Below are 25,133 nucleotides of genomic sequence, written 5' to 3'. Positions count from 1 at the left end.
TTGGGAAACTTCAAATATAGGTTAAATCACACCTAAATGAAAGCGCGTTCACACAGCAGCTGGGGATATTTGTAGAAAAAATTTTTATAGAATTCTAAACATTTCGATAGGCAATTCGCCTGAAACGCAGTCGGTTTGTGAGAAATATTGCGGATTGTAACTGCAAGTTTAACTCAACGACTTTTTCAGCGCCAGACTTACCAGTTCTGCCGTATTCTTTACATTGGTTTTCTTCATGATACTCGCCCGCTGATTAGCCACAGTATTGGAACTGATCTCGAATTTCTCGGCTATATCTTTGCTGCTCATTCCCTCAATAATGCATTTCAGGATCTGCTGCTCGCGCGGGGTGAGCAGGTTCCATACAGATTTCACTTCCAGTTCTTCCTGCGCCGGTGCTGGTTCAGGCGCGACAAGCAACTGTTTCATCAGTTTTTTGATGATAATGGAAGAGGCATAAGGCGGGAAGTATAACTCTCCTTTTGCGATCGCGCGGATCGCCAGGAGCATTTCGTCGCGGCTTGCATCTTTTTGCAGGTATCCCGAAGCGCCGCTTAATGCAGATGCTACAATGTAGTCTGCATTGTTGTGCATGCTGAAAACCAATATTTTGACTTTAGGAAATGCAGGTACGATCTGCTTGATCACGTCCAGCCCTGGCACGCGCGGCATGGTCAGGTCAAGCAAAATCACGTCCGGATTTACTTTTTCCACCATATCCCACACTTCGTCTCCATCGGCTGCTTCTCCCGCAATCAGCAGGTCTTCTTCATCTTCGAGCAGGGTAATAATCCCCTGCCTGACAACCGAATGGTCGTCGACAACCAAAATCCGTATACGCATTCCGCTTTAAAAAGGAGTAACAGTTCATAGTTTGACTTCCAGGACCAGCCTGGTGCCGCCGTCGATTTTGGAGGAGATATTCATTTTGGCATTCAGCAGCTGGCTTCTTGTGCGGATGTTTTCCATTCCATTGCCGGAAGTTGAAAAACCGCAATCTGCTTTCAGCTGATCCATTTCGAAACCTTTTCCATCGTCGGCGATCTCCAAAATAATACGATTACTGCTCTGTTCCAATTTAATCTTAATGCGACCTGCCTTTGCATGCTTGATCGCATTATTGAGCGCCTCTTGCGCAATCCGGTACAAGCTCGTTTCCATAATGCCGCTCATCGCAATTCTTGAACTGGTATCTCCTTCAAAGTCAACCCGTACACCTGCAATTTCGGTGGTCTGGTCGCAGAGCAGTTTCAATGCGGCAGCAAGTCCGAAATCGTTCAGTACGGAAGGCATCAGGTTGAAAGATACCTGCCGCGTGGTCTGGATAATGTCTTGCACCAGCGCCACCAGCTTTTCGAACTGGCGTTTATGTTTCTCATCATGAAACTGCACTGATTTGAGTTTCTCCGCATGCAGTTTTAGTCCGGTCAGCATTTGTCCGATCCCGTCGTGCAATTCCAATGCAAACCGCTTGCGCTCTTCTTCCTGTCCCTCAATCAGCGAAGCGGCCCGTACCCGGTTTTCTGAGAGCTGCATTTGATGCTTTTCTTCTTCCACGCGAAGTAGCTCGTTTTGGGTATCAACGAGTTGTATATTGGACTGTTTCAGTTTTTGGTTAGAAAGCTGTAATGCATTCTCCGATTCAGTGAGCATTCTGACAACCCGCCTGGTGGTATTAACAACCGGTCTGAAAATCAGCAAACCTTCTGCCAGCAAAACCAGAATGGTCATGATATCCAGGATCCATTCTATTCTTTCCAGATTTTCCAATCGCTCAAAACTCTCCCGGTCAAACTGGAAAACAATCTTGTCCATTTTGTCAAGAAAACGGGGTTCATTCTCCAAAATAGCTTGTAATCCCTTTTGGCGCGCCTCGGCGGAAGTGTCACGCCCGATGACGAGAAAATGCATGTACATTTCGTCGAATACAGGTTCGAGCTCTGCGAACATTTCATCCAGTACCGGACTTTTCCAGGTTACCAGCCCGTCTTCAACTGCCAGCCTTCTGCTTGCAAGATTTTCGTGGCTTGTTTTCCAGAGATCCAGTAGTTCCGAAAAGCGGGCAGAGTCCCGGTGAGCAGTACCGCTAATTTTGAGCAATGCAAGTTTCGTCAGCCGCTGGCTCAACATACGCTGGCGTCCCGCCACATTTACTACCCGACTGTCGTGGTTGAGGTTACTGATTGTCTTTCTGATCAGGAATAAGCCGCTGAGCGTCAGTAATGCCACTACGCACAATGCGACCACGTAGAACCTTGTCAGACTGCCTGCTACCCGTTTATCGAGTCTCTCCATTTGCTCATATTCCGATATACACCAGGTTTTCTTTCACCATCACCGGAAAGGTTTTGATTTGGTAAGCATTGTCATTGAGGCAATGCCCGGTTTGTAATGAAAAAGTTTTTTTGTGAAAAGGACAAGCAACTTTCGGCTCACCGTCCTGGCTCCCGATCATCCCGCGCGCCACGGCCATTTGCTGCCGGTGCGGACATTCGTTGTCAGTCGCGTACCATTCACCTCTTCTTGCGAAATTAAATATAGCGATTTGTTTCCCGTCAATCAGCGCACATCCGCCGCCGTCTTCCGGAATATCACTTACCTGACAAGCTACATGCCAGGTTACTTTTGTTTCGATGTTTGTTTCGGTGTTCATAGGAGAAATGGTTTTTTGGCTGTCGGCCGTCAGCTATCGGCTTTCAGCTTTTTTGTTTTGATTGTTTTATTAAACTATTGCTTCAACTAATGGAACCGTCTAACGTAGACTGCTCATTACTAAACAGCCGACAGCGACAGCCGACAGCCGACAGCCGACAGCCGATAGCCGTTTTTACACCCACTCCTTCGCTCTTTTCTGCTCTCTCATTTCTTCGAATTGAACAGAAGGATCTTTTGCGGGGGTGTTTACGAAGTGGGAGAAACGTTTACGTAGTTCGGGGCTTTCTACTACTTCTTTCCATTCGCATTGGTACACGTCGATCAGCTGCTGGAGTTCGCGTTCCAGTTCAGCGGCGATACCGAGTACGTCGTCTACGACCACCGCTTTCAGGTACGACATGCCGCCTTCCATTTTGTTGAGCCAGGTTGCAGTGCGGGTTAGCGGGTCGGCGGTTTTGATATAAAACATTAAAAAGCGATCGATCAGGCGCAGGCAGGTTTCTTTGTCTACGTCGGTCGCGAGCAATTGTGCGTGCTGTGGTTTGGAGCCTCCATTGCCGCATACGTACAAATTCCAGCCTTTTTCTGTCGCTATAATCCCGAAATCCTTGCTCTGCGCCTCGGCGCATTCACGAATGCAGCCCGAAACCGCGGATTTAAGCTTATGCGGCGAACGTAGCCCTTTGTAACGGTTTTCTACTTCAATGGCGAAACTCACAGAATCCTGGACTCCAAACCGGCACCAGGTCGAACCAACGCAGCTTTTTACCGTCCGCAGTGACTTTCCATAAGCGTGGCCGCTCTCAAAACCTGCATCGATCAGCTCTTCCCAGATCAGCGGCAGGTCGCCCAGGTGTGCGCCGAACATATCAATGCGCTGTCCACCCGTGATTTTGGTATACATACCATATTTCTGAGCTACCTGACCGATCACGATCAGTTTCTCCGGCGTTATTTCGCCTCCGGGAATGCGGGGAACAACCGAGTAAGTACCGCCTTTTTGAATGTTGGCTAAAAAGCGGTCGTTTGAATCCTGAATAGGAGCCCGGTCTTTTTGAAGGATATTCTCATTCCACAAACTGGCGAGGAGGGAAGCTATCAGCGGCTTGCAGGTTTCACAACCGTCGCCTTTTCCGAAGGTATCCAGAACAGCGTTATAGGTTTTCAGCCCATTCATTTTGACCAGGTCGAGTAACTCCTGCCGCGAGTACTCAAAATGCTCGCAAACCACGTTCCGGATGTAAACGCCATTCTGCTTCAATGTGCCGGCGATAATATCTTTGACCATCGGAATGCAACCGCCGCAGCCGGTACCAGCCTTGCAGGACTTTTTGATTGCTTCTATATGCTGGTGGCCTTTTTCATTTACTTCCTGGCAAATCATCCCTTTTGTTACAGCCTCGCATGAGCAAATCAATGCATCGTCAGGAAAGCTCATGACGCCCGCACCTGCCTCTTCTCCGCCCCTTGATCCTAAAATCAGATCTTCGGAATCGGGCGGTAGTATCGTTTTGTTCTTGCAGGTTTGTAAAAGCATATTGTACTGCTCCGCATCGCCCACCAGAATTCCGCCAAGCAGCGACTTCCCGTCAAGACTTACATTAATCCGCTTGTAAATGCCTTTCGCCTTGTTTTCGTACCGGACAGTGGTGCAAGCCGGCTCTTCTATAAATGGATCGCCGAAACTGGCGACATCTGTACCAATGAGTTTCAGCTTGGTTGACATATCGAATGGAAGAAACTCCTTTTCGCCGCCTGTAATCAGCGTCGCAACCACATCGGCCATTTCGTAACCCGGCGCGATCAATCCGTAAATCATGTGATGAGCCAGCGCGCATTCACCTATCGCAAAAATGAATGGATCCGAAGTTTGGAGCTGATTGTTCACCACAATTCCGCCTCTTGGATGCGTGTCCAGTCCTGCAATTTTAGCCAGCTCGTCGCGCGGCCTGATACCGGCGGAAATCACCAGCATATCTACTTCCAGGAAAGAATTATCAGCAAACTGCATTCCCTCAATGCAATCTCCACCTTTAATTTCCTGTGTGTTTTTGGATAAATGGATCTGTAATCCGAGCGATTCGAGCTGGTTCTGTAACATTCGTGAGCCCGCTTCATCGATCTGCCTCGGCATAAGCCGCGATGCAAATTCAACTACGTGGGCTTCCTGCAAACCAAGGTCGAGCAAAGCTTTCGCCGCTTCCAGCCCCAGTAACCCGCCACCGATCACCGCGCCCCTTTTCGCCTTGCGTGCATAGGTTTGGATCAGTTCGAGATCTTCAATGGTGCGGTATACAAATACGCCGTCCTTTTCGACTCCGGGAATGGTGGGCACAAAGGCACCGGAGCCGGTCGCCATAACTAAATAGTCATAATAAACTATGTGTCCGTGGTGAGAGCGGATAAGCTTGTTCTCTCGGTCAATGTCAACCACAGGGTCCGACAAGTACAATGTAATTCCGTTGTCGCTGTACCATTCTTCTGTGGCTAATGTAAGATCATCGGCAGACTTGCCCGCAAAGAATTCGCTTAAATGTACACGATCGTAGGCGGGGCGAGGCTCTTCACCGAATACTGTTAAACTTATATTCTGCCCTTCTTTCCGCTTCGACAATAGTTTTTCACAAAACTTAAAACCAACCATTCCGTTGCCGATTACTACAATTCTGATGTTTAATTCGTGTTTCATAGTAAATAGTAACTATTAAATTGTAAAACTGTAAGTATTTTGTTGTACTATTTTAATTATATACTAAATCTTGATGTTGTAAGTGCTTCCAAATTTAAATGGCTAATAGTCATTTTCCTAATTTTATATTTGCAATAATAGTCATTTGTAAATATAAATTTTGGTCAAAAGCTTGTTTTGTAAAATGTAGCTCCTAATTTTGATGCACCAATAACTATGATTGGTAACTACTACGTATAGTATATTTTTAATATTCACTCCTATAATACCAGCGGAATTGGAAGCAAAACTCACATTGGTAGGAGCCGGCCCGGGCGATGGGGAGCTGATCACCTTAAAAGGGGTCAGAGCACTTGAAAAGGCAGATGTAGTGCTGTACGATGAACTAGCCTGCAATGCGCTGCTCGATTTTGCGCCAGCACATGCCATGAAGATTTACGTAGGCAAAAAGGTGGGAGAAACTTCTTTCTCGCAAGATGAGATCAACGGTTTAATCGTTCGTCTCGCCCGGAAGAAAGGTCACGTTGTCCGTTTAAAAGGTGGCGACCCATTTGTGTTTGGTCGCGGCCACGAGGAAATGCAGTACGCCCGCGACTACGGGGTTACCGTAGAAGTAATCCCCGGCGTTTCCAGCAGCATTGCGGTACCCGCTTCCATGGAGATCCCTGTGACGCGGCGGGGTGTGAGTGAAAGCTTTTGGGTGATTACGGGAACTACACAGGACGGGACATTGTCCGACGACCTGCGCCTGGCAGTACAATCGAAGGCGACGGTAGTGGTGCTAATGGGATTGAATAAACTAGACGAAATCTGTGAGCTGTATAAGCATTTCGGTCGCGGGCATTTACCAATGGCGGTAATCCAGAATGGAACGCGGCCCGAGGAAAAAAGTGTGATCGGGCAGGTCTGGGAAATGCCTGAGCTGGTGCGCGAGCACGGAATCAGAACTCCTGCGATTATGATCATGGGTGAAGTAGTAGCACTCCACCCGTCTTATGCGTACGAGTACCTGCAAAGCGCCGGAATTTCCTGTTAGTAATTACTTCCAATCATTCAAGGGATGAGAACAACTCTATTCACATTCATTGCAGGTTTTTTAGCCTGTTGCCTGTTGTTTTGTGCCAACGCGAATGCGCAGTTCACATTATCGGGACAGCTGCGCACGCGCACCGAGCTGCTGCACGGGCAGGGGAGTCCATTGTCGAAAAATGACAAAGCTGCTTTCTTTACATCTCAGCGCACGCGGCTAAATGCAGGCTATACCGGATACAGGATGCAATTTTTTACTGCAATCCAGGATGTGCGCGTTTGGGGACAGGATGCTTCCACAAATAACCGCATTGCCAGCCAGAACCTGAATGGATTGATGTTGCACGAAGCGTGGGCACAGATCAGTCTGCTGGATACCGGACAGGCCAATGTAGGCAAAACGCTCGCGCTTAAAATCGGGAGGCAGGAATTACTCTACGACGACAGCCGGCTGCTGGGTAATCTCGACTGGCTGCAACAGGCAAGGCGCCACGATGCCGTTTTGCTCAAATACGAAAACAAGAACTGGACCGCACATATCGGTGCTGCGTATAATCAAAACCGTGAGGTGAGAAGCGGGACTCTGTACGACGGTGTTCCTGTAGGTTATCCGGCTGGTACCAATGCAATCGGCACAATGTACAAGTCAATGCAGTTTGTATATTTTGGTAAAAAGACAAAGACTGGCAAAGCTTCATTTCTGATCTTCAAAGATGATTTCCAGAAATATTCCAAAGATTCTATCGGGAAAAAAGAGCTGAAAGATGGGACCTGGAACCGCATTACAGTCGGGCCATATTTTGAAACCAAGTTGGGTAAATACTGGAATTTGGTAGCAAATGCATACTATCAGACCGGGAAAGACAAAGACGGACTTTCACTGGACGCATACCTTTATTCAGTACGTGGATTGTACAATGCAAACAGCCGTTTTGCAGTAGGGCCGGGCTTTGATTATACCTCTGGCAGTCAGGCAGGATCAGCCAAAAACCACACATTCGACCCGCTTTACGGAACACCACACAAGTTTTGGGGACAAATGGACTATTTCTATGCAGCCAATGGATTTGGTCGTGGCGGGCTGAAAGATTTTTACATTAATACTCTGATCAAACCTGGTAAGAAATGGCTGATACAAGGAGATTTGCACCAATTTTCAAGCGCAGCTCCCATTCGAAATTCAGAAAACCAGAAGCTTTCGGCCAACTTCGGGAGCGAGCTCGATATCATCGCCACTTACAGCCTGACCAATGCGATCAGCTTTCAGGCGGGCTATTGCACGTTTCTGCCGAGCAGCAGTCTGGCGGTTGTTAAAAACATTTCTAATCCTCAAAAGATGGCCAACTGGGCTTATCTGATGATCAATATCAAACCGGATTTTATCAAATAATTCCACGCGTCATTCTCTTACCTTACAACTCTTATTTACTATGGAAACAACTCAGAAACCTCTTGAGAAGCTGAATGTATTAAGTTTCAAGGGTGTACAAATGCGCACTTTCCACCTGACTTGGATGGCGTTTTTTCTCTGCTTTTTTGGTTGGTTCGGGCTCGCGCCTTTGATGCCGGTGATCAAGAAAGACTTAGGTTTAAGTAAAGAGGAAATCGGCAATCTTATCATCGCATCGGTTGCCGCCACGGTAGTTGCGCGCATTCTGATCGGTAAGCTTTGTGATTCCTGGGGGCCGAGGAAAACGTACGCTGCATTAATGGGAATTTGTTCCATTCCGGTGATGACAGTCGGGCTGGTGCATTCTTACGAGGCCTTTCTGCTTTTCAGGCTTGCTATTGGTGTAATTGGTGCGTCGTTTGTGATCACGCAATACCATACTTCGGTGATGTTTGATCAAAAGATCGTAGGTACTGCCAATGCGGTTGCAGGAGGCTGGGGGAATCTAGGGGGTGGCATCACCAATATGGCAATGCCGCTAGTTTTCGGTTTTTTTATTAGTTTGGGTTACCTGCCAGAGTCCGCCTGGCGTGTGGCAATGATCATTCCCGGTGCGGCACTTTTCATTTTTGCATTCATTTATTACTTTTTTACCAAAGATACCCCGGCAGGGAATTTTGAAGATTTGAATGTGACGGGAAGTAAGGCTGTCAAGGCAAAAGGTACCCTCGCAAAAGCAGCGAAAGATCCGCGTACCTGGGCGCTTTTCCTGGCTTATGGAGCTTGTTTCGGCATTGAAATTACATTTGATAACGTAGCGGCACTCTACTTCTCTGAAAACTTCGAGGTATCTCTCGCAACTGCGGGGATACTCGCCGGTGCATTTGGTTTTATGAACATATTTGCTCGTGCAATCGGAGGTATTGTGGCTGATAAGGTTGGGAATAAATATGGTATGCTGGGGAAAGGTCGCTTACTCGCTGCATTGCTGTGCCTGGAAGGAATTGGTATCGCCCTTTTTGCCCAGAGTAATAGTCTGACGGTGGCGGTGGTTACCATGCTCGGGTTCGCAATGTTTCTCAAAATGGCGAATGGAGCTACCTATGCGATTGTTCCATTTATCAACCGAAAAGCAATGGGCGCGGTAAGCGGGATCGTGGGCGCTGGTGGTAATGTAGGCGCGGTACTAGCAGGGTTCCTTTTCAAATCCAGCTCTATTTCCTACTCAGAAGCATTTATGTACATAGGTGGCGCGATCGCTTGTGTGGCCGCAGTAGTCGCATTGGTCAATTTCGAAAAAACAGAAGCCACGGTATCCGAAAGCCTATCCCCCTCTTCCGTTGGCTGAAGCCTACGGAAATAGATTGGGGCGATTGGCTTGGCGCTTGCTGCGCTCGCGGAAGTTGAATTTGCACATTCCGTGCCACGGGGGATCATTCGATTATTCTCTGTTCCATTGCAGCTAACTCGATAATTCACCATTCACTAACTCACTCATTCCCCGTTCCACGGCGGCTCATTCAATCATTCACTCATTCAATCATTCAAAATTAGACCATGATCTCCACATCCTACAAATCCACCTGCTGTTACTGTGGCGTTGGCTGCGGGGTGGTGGTGACCAAAGAAAGTAATGGACAACTAAGTCTGGAAGGTGACAAATCGCACCCTTCCAATAAAGGGATGCTCTGCTCTAAGGGAATGAACCTACATTATACGGTCATGGACCAGTCGGACAGGCTGCTTTACCCGCAAATGCGGATGAACCGGTCGATGCCGATGCAGCGGGTGAGCTGGGACAACGCATTGGAGCGGACTGCGGCTGTTTTTAAAACCTTCATCAAGAGATTCGGTCCGGATTCTGTTGCATTCTATGTATCGGGACAATGTTTGACGGAAGAATATTATTTAGTTAACAAGCTGATTAAAGGGTTTATCGGCTCAAACAACATCGATACCAACTCGCGGCTTTGCATGAGTTCGGCGGTGGTGGGTTACAAAATGTCTTTGGGAGAAGATAGTGTGCCCGTTTGCTACGATGATATTGAAGCGGCGGATGTGATGTATGTGACTGGCGCGAATCCTGCCTGGTGTCACCCGATTATCTGGCGGCGGGTCGAGGCGCATAAAGCGGCAAATCCAAATGTAAAGCTCATTTGTGTAGATCCCCGGAAGACGGATACCGCGCGTTCGTCGGACTTGCATTTGCAAATTATACCGGGTACCGACATTGTTTTAAATCACGCAATAGGAAGGTTGCTGATCGAAAATGGCAACGTCGATTATAATTTTATAACAAACCATACAGACGGTTTTGAAGCTTACCGCAAGAAAGTAATGCAGCGCACGCTCGCGGAATCTGCCGAGTTATGCGGGGTTGCTGCGGACGATATTGAACTCGCTGCCAAATGGATCGGGCAATCGCAGGGGTTTCTTTCTTTCTGGACAATGGGGTTGAACCAGTCTGTGATTGGGGTGAATAAAAACCTCTCATTGATCAACCTGCATTTGATTACCGGGCGAATTGGGAAGACGGGTAACGGGCCATTTTCGCTGACTGGTCAGCCGAATGCAATGGGCGGACGCGAGACAGGCGGTTTGGCGAATATTTTGCCTGGACACAGAGAGGTTACCAATGCAACGCACCGGCAGGAACTGGAAAATTTCTGGCAAACTCCCGTACAAATCGGAGCCAAGCCGGGGTTGACCGCGACTGAGATGTTTGAGGCACTGGAAAATGATCAGCTCAAAGCGATCTGGATTATCAATACCAATCCGCTTGTGAGCATGCCGGATATGAATGCGGTGGAAAGTGCATTGAAGAAAGCGAGGTTTGTGGTGGTGCAGGATGTGTCTGACCGCGCAGATACCGTGCAGTTTGCAGACGTGGTTTTACCTGCCTCGGCCTGGCTTGAAAAAGAAGGTACGATGACCAATGCTGAAAGGCGCATTACCCATTTACCCAAAGTGATCGACTCGCCTGGCGAAGCGCTGCCCGACGCGGAAATTATCTGGCGGTTTGCTGAGAAAATGGGTTTTGGGAGTTCTTTTACTTATGCCAATGCAGCCGAGGTTTACGATGAATATGTGAAAATCACAGCCGGAACGCACATCGATGTTACCGGGGTAAGTCACGAATTTTTGCATAAAAAAAGAAGTGTTCAGTGGCCGTTTTCAATGCAAATGCAGGAAAGTAATGTAAACGCGGGCCAGCAGCGGCTTTTTACTGATCATCAATTTTATACACCAAATAAAAGAGCGCAGATCCACGCGGTAGACGATGAAAATGCGTCAGAGCCCATTGATGCTGATTTTCCATTGATACTAACTACCGGCCGGATCAGGGACCAATGGCACACGATGACGAAAACGGGGCGGGTAGCGCGATTGAACAAGCATATCCCGCAACCATTTTTACAGATCAATCCCGAAGATGCTGCCAGCAGGAATATCGCGGAGGGCCAGCTGGTAATCGTGAAAGGCAGGAGAGGAGAGGTGCGCGTGAAAGCGCAGTTGACCGACGATGTCCGGCCTGGACTTTGTTTTTTGCCAATGCATTGGGGAAAGATTTTGGGAAATAATGCAGTCAGGGCTAATAACCTGACGAATGCATTGGTTGATCCAAAATCGAAAGAGCCGGACTTTAAATTCACGGCGGTTGAAGTTGCATTGTATCAAAAGCCTGTTGAGAAAATCATCATTATCGGCGCGGGTTCGGCTGGGCTGGGCTTTATCAATGCGTACCGGAAGTTGAATGCGGAAGATGAGATCCATGTTTTTTCAAAGGAAATTAATCCATTCTATAACCGGGTAATGCTGCCCGACTACATCAGCGGCGCGCAGCAATGGGAGCAGCTGGTCAGGTTGCGGGAAGATGAATTTGAGAATCAGCGCATTGTTGTACACAAAGGAACTGGTATTGTTCACATGGATCGCAAAAACAAGACCGTTATCGACGACAAAGGGCAGGAGCATACTTACGATAAATTGATTTTGGGAACAGGCAGCCGCGCTTTTATGCCGAAAAGTGTACCCAAGTTGCGTGGTATTTTCAATATGCGATCGCGGCCCGACGCCGACGCTTTGCTGCCCTTTTTAACACAACCAAACCCACATGCTGTGATTGTCGGAGGAGGTATTCTGGGACTGGAACTGGCGGCTTCTTTTCGCGAAATGAATGTGAAAGTAACCGTGATACAGCGCAGCGGGCGTTTTATGGAGCGGCAACTTGATTCCCTTGCAAGTGAGCTGCTCTACCAGGAGCTGCTTGATCGGGGAGTCGAAGTGTTTTTCAACGATGAAGTAGCCACATTTTCAGGAACTGAGCGGGTGGAAGGCATTCGTCTGAAATCGGGACGAAAGCTGGATTGTCAGGTGGTGGTGATGACAATGGGCACTGTGCCCAATACCGAGCTGGCGCAGGAGGCCGGGATCGAGTGCAAACGCGGCGTGGTCGTGAATGATTACATGCAAACATCTGATCCGGACATATATGCTGCGGGAGAAATTGCCGAATGGTGCGGAAGAATGTGGGGGATTACATTGGCTGCCGAGGAACAAGCCGAGGTTATTGCCAGCTATCTGGCGGGAGATATAACCCGGCCCTATAAAGGAAGCATTTCAATGAATATCCTGAAAATGGAAGGTTTGCATTTGTGCAGCATCGGGCTGACGGAAGTACCAGTGAACGATCCTGCGTATGAGCAGATCGTTTTTACGGATCAATCCAAAAGGTATTACAAGAAATGCATTGTGCACCGCGACAAGCTCGTAGGCGCGATCATGATTGGAGATAAAAATGAGTTTGCCGAGTTTCGGGACCTGATCGCAAGTGGGACTGAGCTTTCGGAAAAGCGTTTGCAGCTGCTCAGGGCAAGTAAACCAGCCGATCCGCTGATGGGGAAAGTGGTTTGCTCCTGCAATAATGTAGGAGAAGGAAATCTGGAAAAGGCGATTGTAAATGGCTGTGACGATTTTCAGGACTTGTGTAAAAAGACCGGCGCTGGTACCGGCTGCGGCTCGTGCCGCCCCGAAGTGCGGGCGATTCTTGAGAAGGTAATGGAGCGCTCGCTGGTTGTTGCGTAGGGTTGATCAGTTTACAATGAATGCGGTGAAAAGATGAGAGACTATTATAATGTAAAGATCAACCTGCCGGGCGGTATTGCTTCGCCGGGGTTTTTAAAGGAGATTTTATTAGCAGCGAGAGAGGCGAATGTGCACAAAGTGCGTTTTGGTTCCCGGCAACAAATGCTGATAACCGCTCATTATGAGGATATGCGCTTTCTTGAAAAAAGCTTGAAAAAAGCTGCGATCCGCTATGAGGTAAATACAGACCGGAATCCGAATATTGTCAGTTCCTACTGCGGGGAAGATGTTTTCAGGACTGGTCAGTGGCTGCTTGCGAATGAATACCATTCGGTACTGGACTGTTTTGATTATCAGCCTTCACTGAAAGTCAACATATCTGATTCCAACCAGAGCTTTACCCCGTTTTTTACCGGTAACCTCAACTTCATTTCTTCACCTGAGCCGCATTTCTGGTACTTATATGTACGTCCAAGGCAGAGTAATGTGGTGTTCAAATGGCGGGAGCTAATTTATACGAATGAAATTGGAAAGCTGGCCAATGCGGTTGAGGCTTGTTTGCTGGAAGACGAATTTGTTGATGAAGAAACTTTGTTTTCGTCTGTGAATGCGCGAATTCAATATATATCCCAGCCAGCAGTCGGCGAGATTGAATTACCATCGTTTTCGCTGCCTTACTATGAGGGTTTTAACCGGTACGAATCGCGGACGTGGCTGGGATTGTACCGGCGCGATGAACTGTTTTCTGTCGATTTTCTGCTGGATGTTTGTGCGCTTTGTATGAAAACCAAAATCGGTGAAATCTGTATTACGCCCTGGAAGTCACTGATTATAAAAGGGATTGAAGACCAGTACCGGGGCGATTGGAGTAGTATACTGGGGAAGCATAATATCAATGTACGTCACGCTGCCAATGAGCTGGCCTGGCAAACGGAAGATCACCACGAAGAAGGTTCAGTACTCAAAAAGGAGCTGATCCAATATTTCGACAAACACGATACACGCACATTCGGCCTTTGCTTCGGTATACAAACCCGCCCGAAATCCGAAGTTTTTGGTTCTGTTTTAATTAAAAAACGTCCACTAATCCGTATTGGTCAGCTCGCGATTTTGAGTTTGTACGATATTTATTACACCGAAAATTTTAACCCAAACAGCCGGCGGTTGCTGGCTTTTGAAAAAGGATTGTACAGGATGCAGCTGGCTGTGCAGCTCGAAAAGCTTTGCCGAAGGTTCAACAACCAGCGCTCAAAACAGGGAATGCAGCTCGCCTTTGCGGCAGAAGAAGAATCACAACAACAGCCCGAGCCAGGGAAGGTACTACACCAATGCCCGGACTGCTTTACGGTATACGACCCACAGTACGGCGACGAACAACAATGCATTCCGCCGGACACACCTTTTGAAGCGCTTCCCGAAAGTTACTGTTGTGCGGTTTGCGGGATTGGAAAAGCGGAGTTGCGGGAGGTTGTTTTGGAAGTGGTTTAAAAACAAGAAGCGGCTTCGAACATTGTTCAAAGCCGCTTCTTGTTTTTACATAGGGCAAGTCTTCTCGATACAATGCCGGCTAAGCAATGCAAGTAAGTAGGCGATCTGCATCAGGATTTGTTAATGCCGCGCGCTGATCGAAATTTCATATAGTTGCTCCAGTGTATCTTTATTACGGAGGCAGTAAAAAGCCAGTTTGTTCCGGCCCTTCAGCTTCAACTTATCGGCTATTTTACGGCGATAATTATCGACGCTTTTAGGCTCAACGCAGATTTTTGCTGCAATTTCCGAGGTAGCCATACCTCTTGAAAGTAGCGCTACAACTTCCCATTCACGCCTAGTAAGGCTCCATAATTGCGCCAGATCTTGACGGGAATGTTCATTAATAGAAAACGAGGGTAAAAATGATACAGACATAAGTAGTTGATAAGTGTAATTGCGGATACAATTAAATATTTTACTGCTATTGTTACAAGTTTTAGTATGTAGATGCTTTGGAATTATTCAGTTGTTTGCAGAACGACATATTATTAACTACTTGATTGTCAAAAATCACCTCAAAAATTGAGGTAGAAATACCTCTTAAAAGGAGGGCGAACTACTACGGATTGTTGATTGTGTTGAATATAGTTTTGTATTAGCAAACATTAGGTCTGTTTTGGCTACTTAGCAGGCCCAATGATCTGTTGCACATCAAAAACAAACTTTCTAATCATTAAACTTTTTTTAACATGAAAAAAATTTCCTTTTCGTTTTTAGTCATCGCACTGACGTTAGCTGGGCGATTGTTTGGCCAGACAGTGACAATCACAGGATCCTTTAATAACCTGGATCCGGGTGCCAGTTATATGTATGAAGCCAATGTTTCCGGTCTTCCGTCTGGGGCGGGAAGTATCAGTGTCTCGTGGACCTATGTTGGGCGGAATGAAGATGTCGAACCGACATTAACAACGGGTGGTGCAGGTACAAACGGTCGAACAACAATAAAATGGGCTAATACGAAGCATACAACTTCGTCACAAAAGAGTATAAAAGCGACAGTAAGCTGGAAAGTGGGGGGTACTACATCGTCCAAAGCGAGTGACCCGGTTCAGATATTTGTGAACTATGTGGGAACGCCAGCTTCCATGACGGTGGCTGGAACTGTTCGCAGCAATGGGCAGAGTATTGACCGGCCCTGCGGAACTACACCAGTAACTGTGTCAGTACCTGCGGTAGAGACATATATGGCTGGTCTGCCTGTTACCTACACTTACACCTTTCCCTCGGGATGGACTCCGGGAACCGTAACAACAACAGCCACATCTGCAACATCCACTCCATCAGCAGGTGGAGCGGGTACGATCAGGGTTCAGGCTAAGATAACAGGTCAAACCTTCCAATCACAAATCCAGGTGACTGTCAACAGGCCGCTTCCTACGATCTCTGCAATTAGCCAGTCAACCATCAAAGTTTGTTCCCCAACAGAGAGCGTCGCCATCACTGCTACGGGTACAAATGCGGATAAGTTTGTGTGGACACCTACGTCAAATGTCAGAGTAAACGGCAGCAGTTCCGCGCAGACTATTACCGGAACATCTGCAAATATCGGCGGCATAGCGGACGGAACTTACACTGTAAGGGCGTTTTCGACAGCATGTGGAGTGCAAAGTACATCTTCGGTGACAGGAACAGTGGATAAGCTGTCCCCTCCTAATCGCAGCGATCTGAGATACGACTTGTCAGCAACGCCAGTTGACACCTATACTCACCAGGTATCTCCCTATGATAATCATTATATTACATTCTATAATACGGACAACACAACTATCACATGGAATCCGATATTCAGTTCAGGCCCGGCACAAGGATCAGCTGGTGTAATGAGATTTGATTTCATCTTACAGCCTTACCAGACTCTTGATTTTAGTCCTCTTGTACTGACAAATCAATGTGGTACTCTGTCTACTATTGCCTCATTCCAGGGAATTGGGCCATGGTTGATGGCCGCTTATCCGAATCCAGCTAGTGATGTACTGAATCTGGATTTAGCAACCGCCGACAAGACAGCGAAACTTCCTAAAGAGGCAAAACTGTACAGCGAGAAAACCGGGAAGGTTGTTAAGAGTGTTTCTCTATCAAAAGGAGCTGAAAAGAATAACAAAGTGCAGATTAGTGTGAGAGATTTACCACGAGGTACATACTACCTGCAAATTGCCGATGGAGCTGACGATAAGGCTGCTTCAAAGACTAGAATCGTGTTAGATTAAATTTAATGAAGTGTATGGTATACATGAGCTTTCAAATAAGCGATTGTGGTACCAAAAACAAGAAGCGGCTTCGAACATTGTTCAAAGCCGCTTCTTGTTTTTGGTACCGGGGACGGGAATCGAACCCGTACGAGCGTTTCGGCTCACAGGATTTTAAGTCCTGCGTGTCTACCAGTTCCACCACCCCGGCCAGTAACCATTGTTTTTGTGATGGTACCTAAGAGAAAAAAAGCACCGTTTCCGGTGCTTTGCTCTCTGAGCGAAAGACGGGGTTCGAACCCGCGACCTCGACCTTGGCAAGGTCGCGCTCTACCAGCTGAGCTACTTTCGCGTAACCGATTCGGTTATCGTGGTGCAAATGTATGTACACGCACTATTTGACGCAAGTTTTTATAACAAATATTTAACAAAAAATCTGAGCGGACTAATTAACAAATTGTAAATCACGTACTATAACGCTTAAACTTTTTTTGTAACCCCGAAATCCTCTCCATAAACCTGGCGCGGTTTTATAACGAAATTTTTTTCGCAAGTCTTCCGGTTTTTACCGTCCGTCCGATTTCGACGATCCATTTCATATTTTGATTACCTTTATTCTTCGGAGTGGGCAATGCAGGCTGTAAAGGCCTTTTTTCCAGTCGGAGGTTGTCTCTAAGTTTAAAATCTATAACGGCGTTTTTTCATGTTCCTTTCCAACGAAGTACTGTTTTTCGGAGGTTTTCTACTGGTGATTACCATCATGCTTCTTCTTGACCTGGGTGTTTTTTTCAACAGAAAAGACCACGTAGTCAAGTTTAAGGAAGCTGCCGCGTGGACGATCGTGTGGATTATCCTGGCTATGGGTTTTTACCTGATCATCAAAACGCATGGTGATCTCATCCATGGAGTGGAGAATTATGCGCAGCTGGAAAATATCAAAAACAAATATGCGCCTCACCTAACACTTATTCCGGGGGATTACGAGGCCAGCGTGGAGGTATACCGTAAAAACATGTCCCTCGAATTCATTACGGGTTACCTGCTGGAATATGCATTGTCTGTCGATAATATCTTTGTCATCATTCTGATCTTCGCCTCATTTGGTGTGCGGCCGAAGTATTATAAAAAAGTGCTTTTGTGGGGTGTGCTAGGCGCAATCGGAATGCGGTTCATCTTCATTTTTGTAGGCTCCGCATTGATGCAGCGCTTTGAATGGATCATTCTGGTTTTTGGTGCATTGCTCGTTTACCAGGGGGGGAAGATATTTTTTGAAGGTGGAGAGGAAGAAAAAATTGATCCGGCCAAACATCCTGTTGTGAAGTTTGCCTCCAAATACCTGCCCGTTTTTCCAAGATATGTAAGAGAACATTTCTTTATCAAAAAGAAAGGCAAATGGATGCTGACGCCACTTTTTGTAGTTGTTCTGATCATTGAATTTACCGATTTGATCTTCGCAGTTGACTCAGTGCCGGCGGTTTTCTCGGTTACCAAAGATCCTTATGTTGTTTTCTTTTCTAACATTTTCGCGATCATGGGCTTGCGTTCCATGTTCTTTTTCCTCAGCAACATCATGGGCTTGTTCCGCTTCCTGAAATATGGGTTGGGCGTTCTGCTGGTATTTATCGGAGGGAAAATGCTGGCGCACAGCTACCTGGAATCAATTGGTTTTGAAACCATTTACTCACTCTACGTGATTATCGGAATTCTTGCTATCAGCATCCTGGCTTCCGTGGTTTTTCCGAAAAAGGAGACTAACGAAGGAAAAGTAATTTCAAATAGCTAGCAGCCAGGATCGTCGAAGTATTTATGAAGCGGATTCTGAAAGCCTATTTAAAACGACTGACAAACCTTAGTACCCGAAACAAATCACTGCTCCTGACGCATTTGGCCGCGGAGCAGTTTCTTGACCTTCACGATACGGACTTCGTTCTTGAAAAACCATCCATTGAGCTGGTTAAACAACTTGTGCAGCAAAAAGCACGCATTGCTGTTTGTGATGTTGCCGACGCGCGGTATGAGAAAGTTAATCTGATCAGCAAGCGCCTGCGCAAAATCAGCAGGACCGAGCAGTTTATCCAGGAAGAGCGCGGTTCGCAGGATTTGTTCGTTGGTTACCCCTTTGTGAAAGGGAAGCTGGCCGACGGGACTTCCATTCACGCTCCACTGTTGTTCTTTCCCGTTACCTTGAAAATGGACCGGGAGCAATGGTGTTTGCAGCTTCGGGAGGAAGGTAATGTTGTATTAAATCAAAGCTTTGCGCTCGCCTACGCACATTTCAACGAAACTTCCCTGCCTGATGAAATTTTGGAAAAATCATTCGAGGACTATCCCAAAGATTTCCTGGAATTCAGGACGCAACTGTATGAATGGCTGAAAACAACGCCATTCCGGATCAACTTTAATCAAGAGTTATTTGAGGAAAAACTCGTTGCATTCAGCGCATTGAAAGCTTCTGAGCTGGACAAGACCGAGCGAAGCGGTGAGTTAAAGCTTTTCCCCGAGGCTGTTCTCGGTATTTTCCCGCAAGCTGGTTCCTATCTTGTACCCGACTATAATGCGCTGATTACTGCCTTTGATGAAAAACCATTTTCAATTCCGCTGATCAATGCAGAAGAGGAACTGTTCCCAGCAGAGGGGGAAGACAACTTATTTTTTTCGTCAAAAAACAATATTTTAAAGGTTAAGGAAGAGGAAATCCTGACACCGTTTCCGGTAGACGAGGCGCAGGAGGAGATTATATTACAGGTAAAAACGGGTAAGTCAGTGGTGGTGCAGGGGCCGCCTGGAAGTGGTAAGTCCCAGCTGATATGTAACCTGATGTCGGACTTTGCTTCGCGGGGAAAACGGGTGCTGCTTGTTTGCCAGAAACGCGCGGCATTAGATGTGGTGCATCAGCGGCTGAAAACGATTGGAATGGATGAATTTGTCGCCCTGATCCATGATTTCAAAAATGACAGATCTGCGCTATACAGGCAGATCTCGGCGCAAATCGAGAAAGTTGAAGCTTATCGCAAGGAGAATTACAGTCTCGATGCTGTTTTCCTGGAAAGGCAATTTACCCAGGAGAGCCGGGCTATTGACAAGACGGTTGCTGACCTGAATGCGTTTCGGGAAGCTTTGTTTGATGAGACTGAATGCGGAGTGAGCATCAAAGAACTGTATCTCACCAGTGACCAGAGCGCGCCGCATATCGATCTTCTTGCGCATTACCGGCATTTCAGGATTGATCATTGGGATCACTTTCGGAGGCGGCTGAAAACGTATTTCGATTATACAATCCACATTCCCGCAACGCACGACTGGGCTCAACGCAGGGATTTTGCTGATTTCGGCTTGCCGGAGTTGCGCATAATGGAGCAAATGCTATCCGATTATCCGGCTGCTTTTTTTCGACAAAAAGAGAAATTTGCCCGGCTTACCAACATGCCTTTTTCAACTGATTTTGTGCAAAATCGTGGGGAGGCGCTGGGGAGGCTGAGGGATATCGCTGTTTTGATCAACAATGACGATAGCTGGTCTTTATTAAAGCAATACATTTTCTCAACACATAACACGCATGAGCGGCTTGCCTTCGTACGGCAGACTGCCGACGCACTTGAAGGGTTTTTGCAGGAAGAAGGCATTGAATTTTCACTCAGCACAGTTGAGCTGGGCGTGTTCTCTCAATCTTTAAACAAGGCAATGGAATCCAAAGAATCGGCATTAACCGGGTTCTTCTGGGGAATATTTAGCAAGGAAAAAAAGGAAATTGAAAAAGTTGCCGCTGCCAATGGGCTTTCAACTGAACTCGCAGATCTGAGGAAATTACAGGTGCGCATCAGGAACAGGCAGGAAGTGGAGCGTTGGTTGTTGCACGAGAGCCTGGGTTACAAAGGCGGCGCTGTAATGCAAACGCAGCCCGAAACGTCACTTACCCAATTTTTTAAGCATGCAGAGTCAGCGGCAGATGCTGCAATGCGTTGTGCGTTTCAGCCCTGGCAGGCAGTTTTGCATTCGATTATCAGGAACGTGAATGGTTTAGGTGATTTTGAGTCAATTCTCAAAGGATTAATCCACTGGCTTGAAACCTGGGACAAAATGGAGCACGAAATGCTGCCGTTTTTACTGCCTATCCAAATCAGTAAATTAATGAGTGCACCGAAGGAATATGCCACCCGGATACGTACCTCGCTGACCAAGGACTTCGATTCGCTGGTTGATATGGACAGGCTTTTCAGGGAAATGACAGGTACTGAGCAGGCAGTGGCAAAAAGCGTGAGTATTGAACGCAGCAAAGCAGGATCAGCAAGTACCGAATCTATGATGGCGCTGTTTGAGAACAGCATCAAACTAGCCTGGATTGAGCACATAGAGTCCAAATACCCGCAGCTGCGCGCTGTTACCTCGCTGAAAATGGGGCAATGGGAAGCACAGCTTCAAGAAAGTATCCGGCTGAAACAAAAACTGAGTGTCGACATCAACAATATCAAGCTGCGCGAGGGTACTTACGAAGATATCGAGAAAAACCGGCTTGGAAATACGGTTACTTACAGGGAACTGGCGCACCAGGTTACAAAAAAACGCAAAGTCTGGCCGATCAGAAAGTTGATGGAAAGCTACTCGAAGGAAGTATTTCAGCTGGTACCCTGCTGGCTGGCTTCACCGGAGTCAGTGTCTGCGATCTTTCCAATGGAACAGGAGCTGTTTGATCTGGTGATTTTTGACGAGGCGTCGCAATGCTATGCAGAATACGGTCTTCCCGCTGCATTCAGAGGGAAGCAGCTGGTGGTAACTGGTGATGATAAACAATTGTCACCGAGTGACCTGTACAAAGTAAGATACGAAGATAGGGGAGAAGAAGAGGAGGAATATTCCGCTGCCAGAGAGATCGAATCTTTGCTGGACCTGGCTGCACAGTCGCTGGAACAATACCAGCTGACCGGGCACTACCGCAGTCAGTCACTTGACTTGATTGACTTTTCTAATCGCCATTTTTATAAAAACAGTCTTCGGCTGCTTCCTGATTTCAGTCAGGTGAATGCAGGTAAGCCCGGTATTCAATACATTAAAACCGAAGGTATTTGGAAACAGAATACCAATGCGGCTGAGGTGGAAAGGGTAGTAGAGTTAGTGAAAGAGCTCGCACCGGAAGGAAAAAGCATTGGAATTGTTACATTCAATTTCTACCAGCAAGTTGCCATTCAAGATAGTCTGGAACGCGAAAGTATGTTGCCAACGGATCTGTTTGTAAAGAATATCGAGAATGTGCAGGGCGACGAGCGGGACATTATCATCTTCTCAATGGGCTACGCGCCCGATGAAAAAGGCAGGTTATCTATGCAATTCGGGAGCCTGAACATGCAAGGCGGCGAAAACAGACTGAATGTGGCAGTGACCCGGGCGCGGGAGCACATTTACTTTGTAACAAGTTTGTGGCCTGCCCAGATGCAGACAGACCATACCGCCAATGCAGGTCCGAAGATGTTGAAAGCATACCTGGAATACGCGCTCGAAGTTTCGCAGGGCAAATTCCAACCCGTCCCGGTAAGTGCAAAGCAGTTCAGGACAGACTGGCTGTTGAAAGAACGGTTGACTAAGTTGCGCCCTGAGTATCGGAAAGAACTTCCATTCGGTGATTTGACTATCAAAGAAGAAGGGGTTTATAAGGGCTTGGTCCTGACTGATGATGATCTCTATCATGAGAGCAAATCGTCAAAGGAACCTCACGCTTACTTACCCCTTCTTTTGCGGCAGAAAAACTGGCCATTCAGGCGCATTTACAGCCGAGAGTACTGGACCGGCAATTTGCCGGCAGATATATTATAGTTCTCTGATGCGGATGTTTCTGAAAGAAACCTGATCGCCGTGATCCTGCAATGCGATTTTTCCTTTTGTCGCAGCGCCAAACCCTTCCCAAGTTTTGAATTTGCTGTTCGAGACAAGGTTTTCCCATTCAGAACCCTGAGTTGGAAAATCAACTACTTTCTTACCATTCAACCAGCTTTCACCGCGACCGCCTTTGATCACGACTTTGGCTTTGTTCCATTGTCCGGCAGGCTTTACAGCTTTGAAATCGTTTGGAGGAAGCATATCGTAGAGCGAGCCGGATTTGTGGTTTCCTTCCTTTCCAAATTTTGCGTCCGGGTGTTTTACATCATCCAAAACCTGGATTTCAGGACCTGTTGAATATGGGCAGCAGTATTTCTTGTCTTCAATTACATGGTAAATGATACCGCTGTTGCCGCCTTCTGCAATTTTCCATTCGAGTTCAAGTTCAAAATCACCGTATTCTTTGTCAGTAACAAGGTCTTTTCCGCCTTTCTCTGTCAGTACAATTGCATTGTCTTGTATTTTCCATTGCGGCAATACTTCATCTGACTGCCAGCTATGCCAGCCTTTCAGTGATTTGCCGTCAAACAGCGTTTCCCATTTGCCTTTTTTTTGCGCTTCTGCATTGTTAGTGGTAGAAGCGAAAGCGATCAATGCGATCAGGGATGCTCTGCTGAAAGCTTTCCAATTCTTGCTTGTCATGTTTTGTTTGTTAAAAATTTAGATCGCAATATTAAGTACTTTTCGGTTTTTAAATACTTATTTCAAACGAAAGTTCGGCTGCCAGCGTGGGTATTCGGACCTGATTTTTTTAAACTAACAACCATGGCTTCTATATTTTCAAAAATAGTCAACGGAGAAATTCCTGCTCACAAGATTGCGGAGAATGACGATTTCCTGGCCTTTCTGGATGCGTTCCCAATTGCAAAAGGACACACTTTGGTAATACCCAAAAAGGAAGTCGATTACCTGTTTGATCTCGATGATACTACTTATACCGGATTGTTGCTGTTTGCAAAGAACATTGCGCCAGCGTTGGAAAAAACAGTGCCCTGTATGCGCATTGGTGTGAGTGTAATTGGCCTTGAAGTGCCGCATGTTCACATCCATTTGATACCGCTCAATAGCATGAAAGACGCCGATTTTTCCAAAAAAATCAGCATTTCACAGGAGGAGCTGGCGCGTCTGGCTTCGCAGATCCGCGAAAACCTTTGAGCTAAGATCAGTAAAAAGAAAAGTCTTTTCGGAGGCCGAGGGTGAAGCCCTGTGTTTTGCGGTACAAATCCCCTATATCCGTCGCGTAAGCTCCTTTGACAGTGAGCCCGCCAAGCACGTCAAGGCGGGTTTGGAGGGCAATGTAGCCGGAGAATTGTTTCGGGACATCGAGAAACCGCCACGCGTATGTTCCGTAATTATGGGAGTAAGAGAACTTGGTCTGCCACTCTACCTTGCGGAATAGCGTCCCGCGCAAGCCAAGGTGGTAAAGCAGTACCCTGTTATTGCTGGTGAAATTATCGGCGTACTGCGGGTATTTCCAAACCGTCTGGGAGGTTGGTGGAATGAAAGGGGTCCCGATTGTTCTGTCATAATAGGACCAGCCGTCGCGCACCTGCTGGTTATTAAAATAATCGTCGTGCCCGCGTTGCTTTCCATCGCCGATGACGAACACATCTCCGCCCTGGCTCTTGGTATAGAGCATTTCCAAAACACCCTCTGTAATTTCGAAATTGGCGCCGTACGAATTTTTCTTACGCAGCCTGATCCCGTACAAACCGTCGTTTAATGTGGTGAGATAAAATAAGGAGCCGTCTTCGAATACGAATTGTCTGTACAAAAAGATGCTCATTCCATACGTCTCGATCTCCATTGCAGCATCAATGGAGCCAAGGTGGTTACCAACGCGATTGGTACTGTCAAAATGCGTAAGATTATCACCGGAGCCTCCAATTGCGCCTGTAACTGCGTGGATGTAGTTAGCAAAACCGTCGGGCAGCTTGCCGTTTTCGCCGCTAAGATGTTTGGAACTTCCTCCCCATTGCACCTGATGGTTGAAACCCCCGTACAGTTTCAAAGTAGAATGCGGCTTTCCGATCCGAAGGTAAAACGATTTTTGGTGCAATTTCAGACCGCTGGTGATCGGTCTGCCTTTTTCGAACAAGCCGTCGGCATAAAATGCCTGGAAGGAAACCCATTTTTTTGTAAAAGGAACAGGAACAAAGCGCGAGGTACCCAGGATGATTTTCGGGATCGGCATTGCATTCCCCGACCATGCATAAGAGCCGGAGCCGATCGTGGAATCGGCCAGGCCAATCCACTGCTTTTTCCGTCCGACAGACAGTTCCCAGTTCTTGAATTTCAATGTCGCATGCAACTGGGGTATAAGTACTTTTGAAGTTTCGCCGAGGTTAGCTACTGCCTCCACTCCGCCGCCTACTCTCCACACATTCCTGCCGGTATTTTCTGAGAGCGGCCAGTACCCTTCAATTCCAGCCCTTGCAGTTCCGGCGGGGCCAGTTACAGGTACAGTACCAAACTGATTTGCATGAATCCAAAAGGGCGTATGTCCATTGTTACTTCCCATGCCCGACAATTCTATGTAGTTGATTGTCGAGTCTGTGTATATTTCAGGTTGTTTGTCGTACTGCGAAAATCCGATCGAAGGTATAAGCAGCAAAAGAAAATAGTAGTATTTCATATATATACCCTCACACGCTCCGGAATGTGTATAATGTTTCCTTTCTCATAAAAATAACTATAACTT

16 protein-coding genes and 2 tRNA genes are annotated in these 25,133 nt (G+C 47.0%); 9 read left to right on the top strand and 9 right to left on the bottom strand.

Annotated elements, in window-relative coordinates:
• Window positions 1–168: 168 nt before the first annotated feature.
• From Q369_RS0103220 to nirB, 4 genes are all read right to left on the bottom strand, one after another.
• Window positions 169–843 (bottom strand): response regulator, encoded by a 675-nt coding sequence (locus Q369_RS0103220; protein WP_031526342.1) that lies wholly within the window; start codon window positions 841–843, stop codon window positions 169–171.
• Window positions 844–867: 24 nt separating this feature from the next.
• A complete protein-coding gene (locus Q369_RS0103215) occupies window positions 868–2,295 on the bottom strand; it encodes an ATP-binding protein (RefSeq protein ID WP_031526341.1) in 1,428 nt (475 codons plus the stop codon).
• Window positions 2,296–2,299: 4 nt separating this feature from the next.
• On the bottom strand, window positions 2,300–2,653 hold the full coding sequence (nirD, locus tag Q369_RS0103210) for a nitrite reductase small subunit NirD (protein WP_031526339.1): 354 nt from the start codon (window positions 2,651–2,653) through the stop codon (window positions 2,300–2,302).
• A gap of 174 nt (window positions 2,654–2,827) precedes the next feature.
• Window positions 2,828–5,344 carry a nitrite reductase large subunit NirB gene (gene nirB / locus Q369_RS0103205; protein WP_031526338.1) on the bottom strand — a complete coding sequence of 839 codons (2,517 nt, stop codon included), beginning with the start codon at window positions 5,342–5,344 and terminating at the stop codon, window positions 2,828–2,830.
• A gap of 277 nt (window positions 5,345–5,621) precedes the next feature.
• Between nirB and cobA the strand changes: the two genes are divergently transcribed.
• The 5 genes from cobA to Q369_RS0103180 all read left to right on the top strand — a co-directional run bounded on the left by cobA (window position 5,622) and on the right by Q369_RS0103180 (window position 14,336).
• Window positions 5,622–6,380: a uroporphyrinogen-III C-methyltransferase gene (gene cobA / locus Q369_RS0103200; RefSeq protein WP_031526337.1), complete on the top strand. Its 759-nt coding sequence runs from the start codon at window positions 5,622–5,624 to the stop codon at window positions 6,378–6,380.
• Between the two features lie 24 nt (window positions 6,381–6,404).
• Complete coding sequence (locus tag Q369_RS0103195; protein ID WP_031526336.1) at window positions 6,405–7,763, top strand: alginate export family protein; 1,359 nt, start codon at window positions 6,405–6,407, stop codon at window positions 7,761–7,763.
• Window positions 7,764–7,803: 40 nt separating this feature from the next.
• Complete coding sequence (locus Q369_RS0103190) at window positions 7,804–9,111, top strand: NarK family nitrate/nitrite MFS transporter (RefSeq protein WP_031526334.1); 1,308 nt, start codon at window positions 7,804–7,806, stop codon at window positions 9,109–9,111.
• Between the two features lie 209 nt (window positions 9,112–9,320).
• Window positions 9,321–12,848 (top strand): nitrate reductase, encoded by a 3,528-nt coding sequence (locus Q369_RS0103185; protein WP_035332862.1) that lies wholly within the window; start codon window positions 9,321–9,323, stop codon window positions 12,846–12,848.
• Window positions 12,849–12,881: 33 nt separating this feature from the next.
• Entirely contained in the window at window positions 12,882–14,336 is a 1,455-nt protein-coding gene (locus Q369_RS0103180) for a rubredoxin domain-containing protein (RefSeq protein WP_031526332.1), read from the top strand.
• A 120-nt stretch (window positions 14,337–14,456) separates the two neighbouring features.
• On the opposite strand, the gene Q369_RS28655 is transcribed toward Q369_RS0103180, so the two are convergent.
• A complete protein-coding gene (locus tag Q369_RS28655) occupies window positions 14,457–14,753 on the bottom strand; it encodes a response regulator transcription factor (RefSeq protein WP_084165627.1) in 297 nt (98 codons plus the stop codon).
• Between the two features lie 383 nt (window positions 14,754–15,136).
• On the opposite strand from Q369_RS28655, the gene Q369_RS0103170 reads away from it, so the two are divergent.
• Complete coding sequence (locus tag Q369_RS0103170; RefSeq protein ID WP_169739231.1) at window positions 15,137–16,585, top strand: T9SS type A sorting domain-containing protein; 1,449 nt, start codon at window positions 15,137–15,139, stop codon at window positions 16,583–16,585.
• A gap of 101 nt (window positions 16,586–16,686) precedes the next feature.
• On the opposite strand, the gene Q369_RS0103165 is transcribed toward Q369_RS0103170, so the two are convergent.
• Both Q369_RS0103165 and Q369_RS0103160 read right to left on the bottom strand, forming a co-directional pair.
• A tRNA-Leu gene (locus Q369_RS0103165) sits at window positions 16,687–16,775 on the bottom strand.
• 68 nt (window positions 16,776–16,843) lie between these two features.
• A tRNA-Gly gene (locus Q369_RS0103160) sits at window positions 16,844–16,916 on the bottom strand.
• A gap of 351 nt (window positions 16,917–17,267) precedes the next feature.
• Here Q369_RS0103160 and Q369_RS0103155 point away from each other — a divergent pair.
• Both Q369_RS0103155 and Q369_RS0103150 read left to right on the top strand, forming a co-directional pair.
• On the top strand, window positions 17,268–18,347 hold the full coding sequence (locus Q369_RS0103155; RefSeq protein ID WP_031526328.1) for a TerC/Alx family metal homeostasis membrane protein: 1,080 nt from the start codon (window positions 17,268–17,270) through the stop codon (window positions 18,345–18,347).
• A gap of 23 nt (window positions 18,348–18,370) precedes the next feature.
• On the top strand, window positions 18,371–22,369 hold the full coding sequence (locus Q369_RS0103150; protein ID WP_031526327.1) for an AAA domain-containing protein: 3,999 nt from the start codon (window positions 18,371–18,373) through the stop codon (window positions 22,367–22,369).
• Here Q369_RS0103150 and Q369_RS0103145 read toward each other — a convergent pair.
• A complete protein-coding gene (locus tag Q369_RS0103145) occupies window positions 22,364–23,074 on the bottom strand; it encodes a 3-keto-disaccharide hydrolase (RefSeq protein WP_031526326.1) in 711 nt (236 codons plus the stop codon). The genes Q369_RS0103150 and Q369_RS0103145 overlap by 6 nt on opposite strands.
• Window positions 23,075–23,197: 123 nt before the next feature.
• On the opposite strand from Q369_RS0103145, the gene Q369_RS0103140 reads away from it, so the two are divergent.
• Entirely contained in the window at window positions 23,198–23,587 is a 390-nt protein-coding gene (locus Q369_RS0103140) for an HIT family protein (RefSeq protein ID WP_031526324.1), read from the top strand.
• 7 nt (window positions 23,588–23,594) lie between these two features.
• Here the strand turns inward: Q369_RS0103140 and Q369_RS0103135 are convergent, their stop codons facing one another.
• Window positions 23,595–25,067 carry a capsule assembly Wzi family protein gene (locus Q369_RS0103135; RefSeq protein ID WP_031526323.1) on the bottom strand — a complete coding sequence of 491 codons (1,473 nt, stop codon included), beginning with the start codon at window positions 25,065–25,067 and terminating at the stop codon, window positions 23,595–23,597.
• Window positions 25,068–25,133 lie beyond the last annotated feature (66 nt).

Source organism: Dyadobacter crusticola DSM 16708, assembly GCF_000701505.1.
GTDB lineage: Bacteria > Bacteroidota > Bacteroidia > Cytophagales > Spirosomataceae > Dyadobacter > Dyadobacter crusticola.
Note: the sequence above shows the minus strand (reverse complement) of the source record. Positions and strands in the feature narration are given on the sequence as shown.

What these genes read in the sequence shown, in the direction of transcription:
- Q369_RS0103220 (WP_031526342.1), bottom strand. Translation starts at nt 843, where the DNA reads ATGCGTATACGGATTTTGGTTGTCGACGACCATTCGGTTGTCAGGCAG.
- Q369_RS0103215 (WP_031526341.1), bottom strand. Translation starts at nt 2,295, where the DNA reads ATGGAGAGACTCGATAAACGGGTAGCAGGCAGTCTGACAAGGTTCTAC.
- nirD (WP_031526339.1), bottom strand. Translation starts at nt 2,653, where the DNA reads ATGAACACCGAAACAAACATCGAAACAAAAGTAACCTGGCATGTAGCT.
- nirB (WP_031526338.1), bottom strand. Translation starts at nt 5,344, where the DNA reads ATGAAACACGAATTAAACATCAGAATTGTAGTAATCGGCAACGGAATG.
- Q369_RS0103195 (WP_031526336.1), top strand. Translation starts at nt 6,405, where the DNA reads ATGAGAACAACTCTATTCACATTCATTGCAGGTTTTTTAGCCTGTTGC.
- Q369_RS0103190 (WP_031526334.1), top strand. Translation starts at nt 7,804, where the DNA reads ATGGAAACAACTCAGAAACCTCTTGAGAAGCTGAATGTATTAAGTTTC.
- Q369_RS0103185 (WP_035332862.1), top strand. Translation starts at nt 9,321, where the DNA reads ATGATCTCCACATCCTACAAATCCACCTGCTGTTACTGTGGCGTTGGC.
- Q369_RS0103180 (WP_031526332.1), top strand. Translation starts at nt 12,882, where the DNA reads ATGAGAGACTATTATAATGTAAAGATCAACCTGCCGGGCGGTATTGCT.
- Q369_RS28655 (WP_084165627.1), bottom strand. Translation starts at nt 14,753, where the DNA reads ATGTCTGTATCATTTTTACCCTCGTTTTCTATTAATGAACATTCCCGT.
- Q369_RS0103155 (WP_031526328.1), top strand. Translation starts at nt 17,268, where the DNA reads ATGTTCCTTTCCAACGAAGTACTGTTTTTCGGAGGTTTTCTACTGGTG.
- Q369_RS0103150 (WP_031526327.1), top strand. Translation starts at nt 18,371, where the DNA reads ATGAAGCGGATTCTGAAAGCCTATTTAAAACGACTGACAAACCTTAGT.
- Q369_RS0103145 (WP_031526326.1), bottom strand. Translation starts at nt 23,074, where the DNA reads ATGACAAGCAAGAATTGGAAAGCTTTCAGCAGAGCATCCCTGATCGCA.
- Q369_RS0103140 (WP_031526324.1), top strand. Translation starts at nt 23,198, where the DNA reads ATGGCTTCTATATTTTCAAAAATAGTCAACGGAGAAATTCCTGCTCAC.
- Q369_RS0103135 (WP_031526323.1), bottom strand. Translation starts at nt 25,067, where the DNA reads ATGAAATACTACTATTTTCTTTTGCTGCTTATACCTTCGATCGGATTT.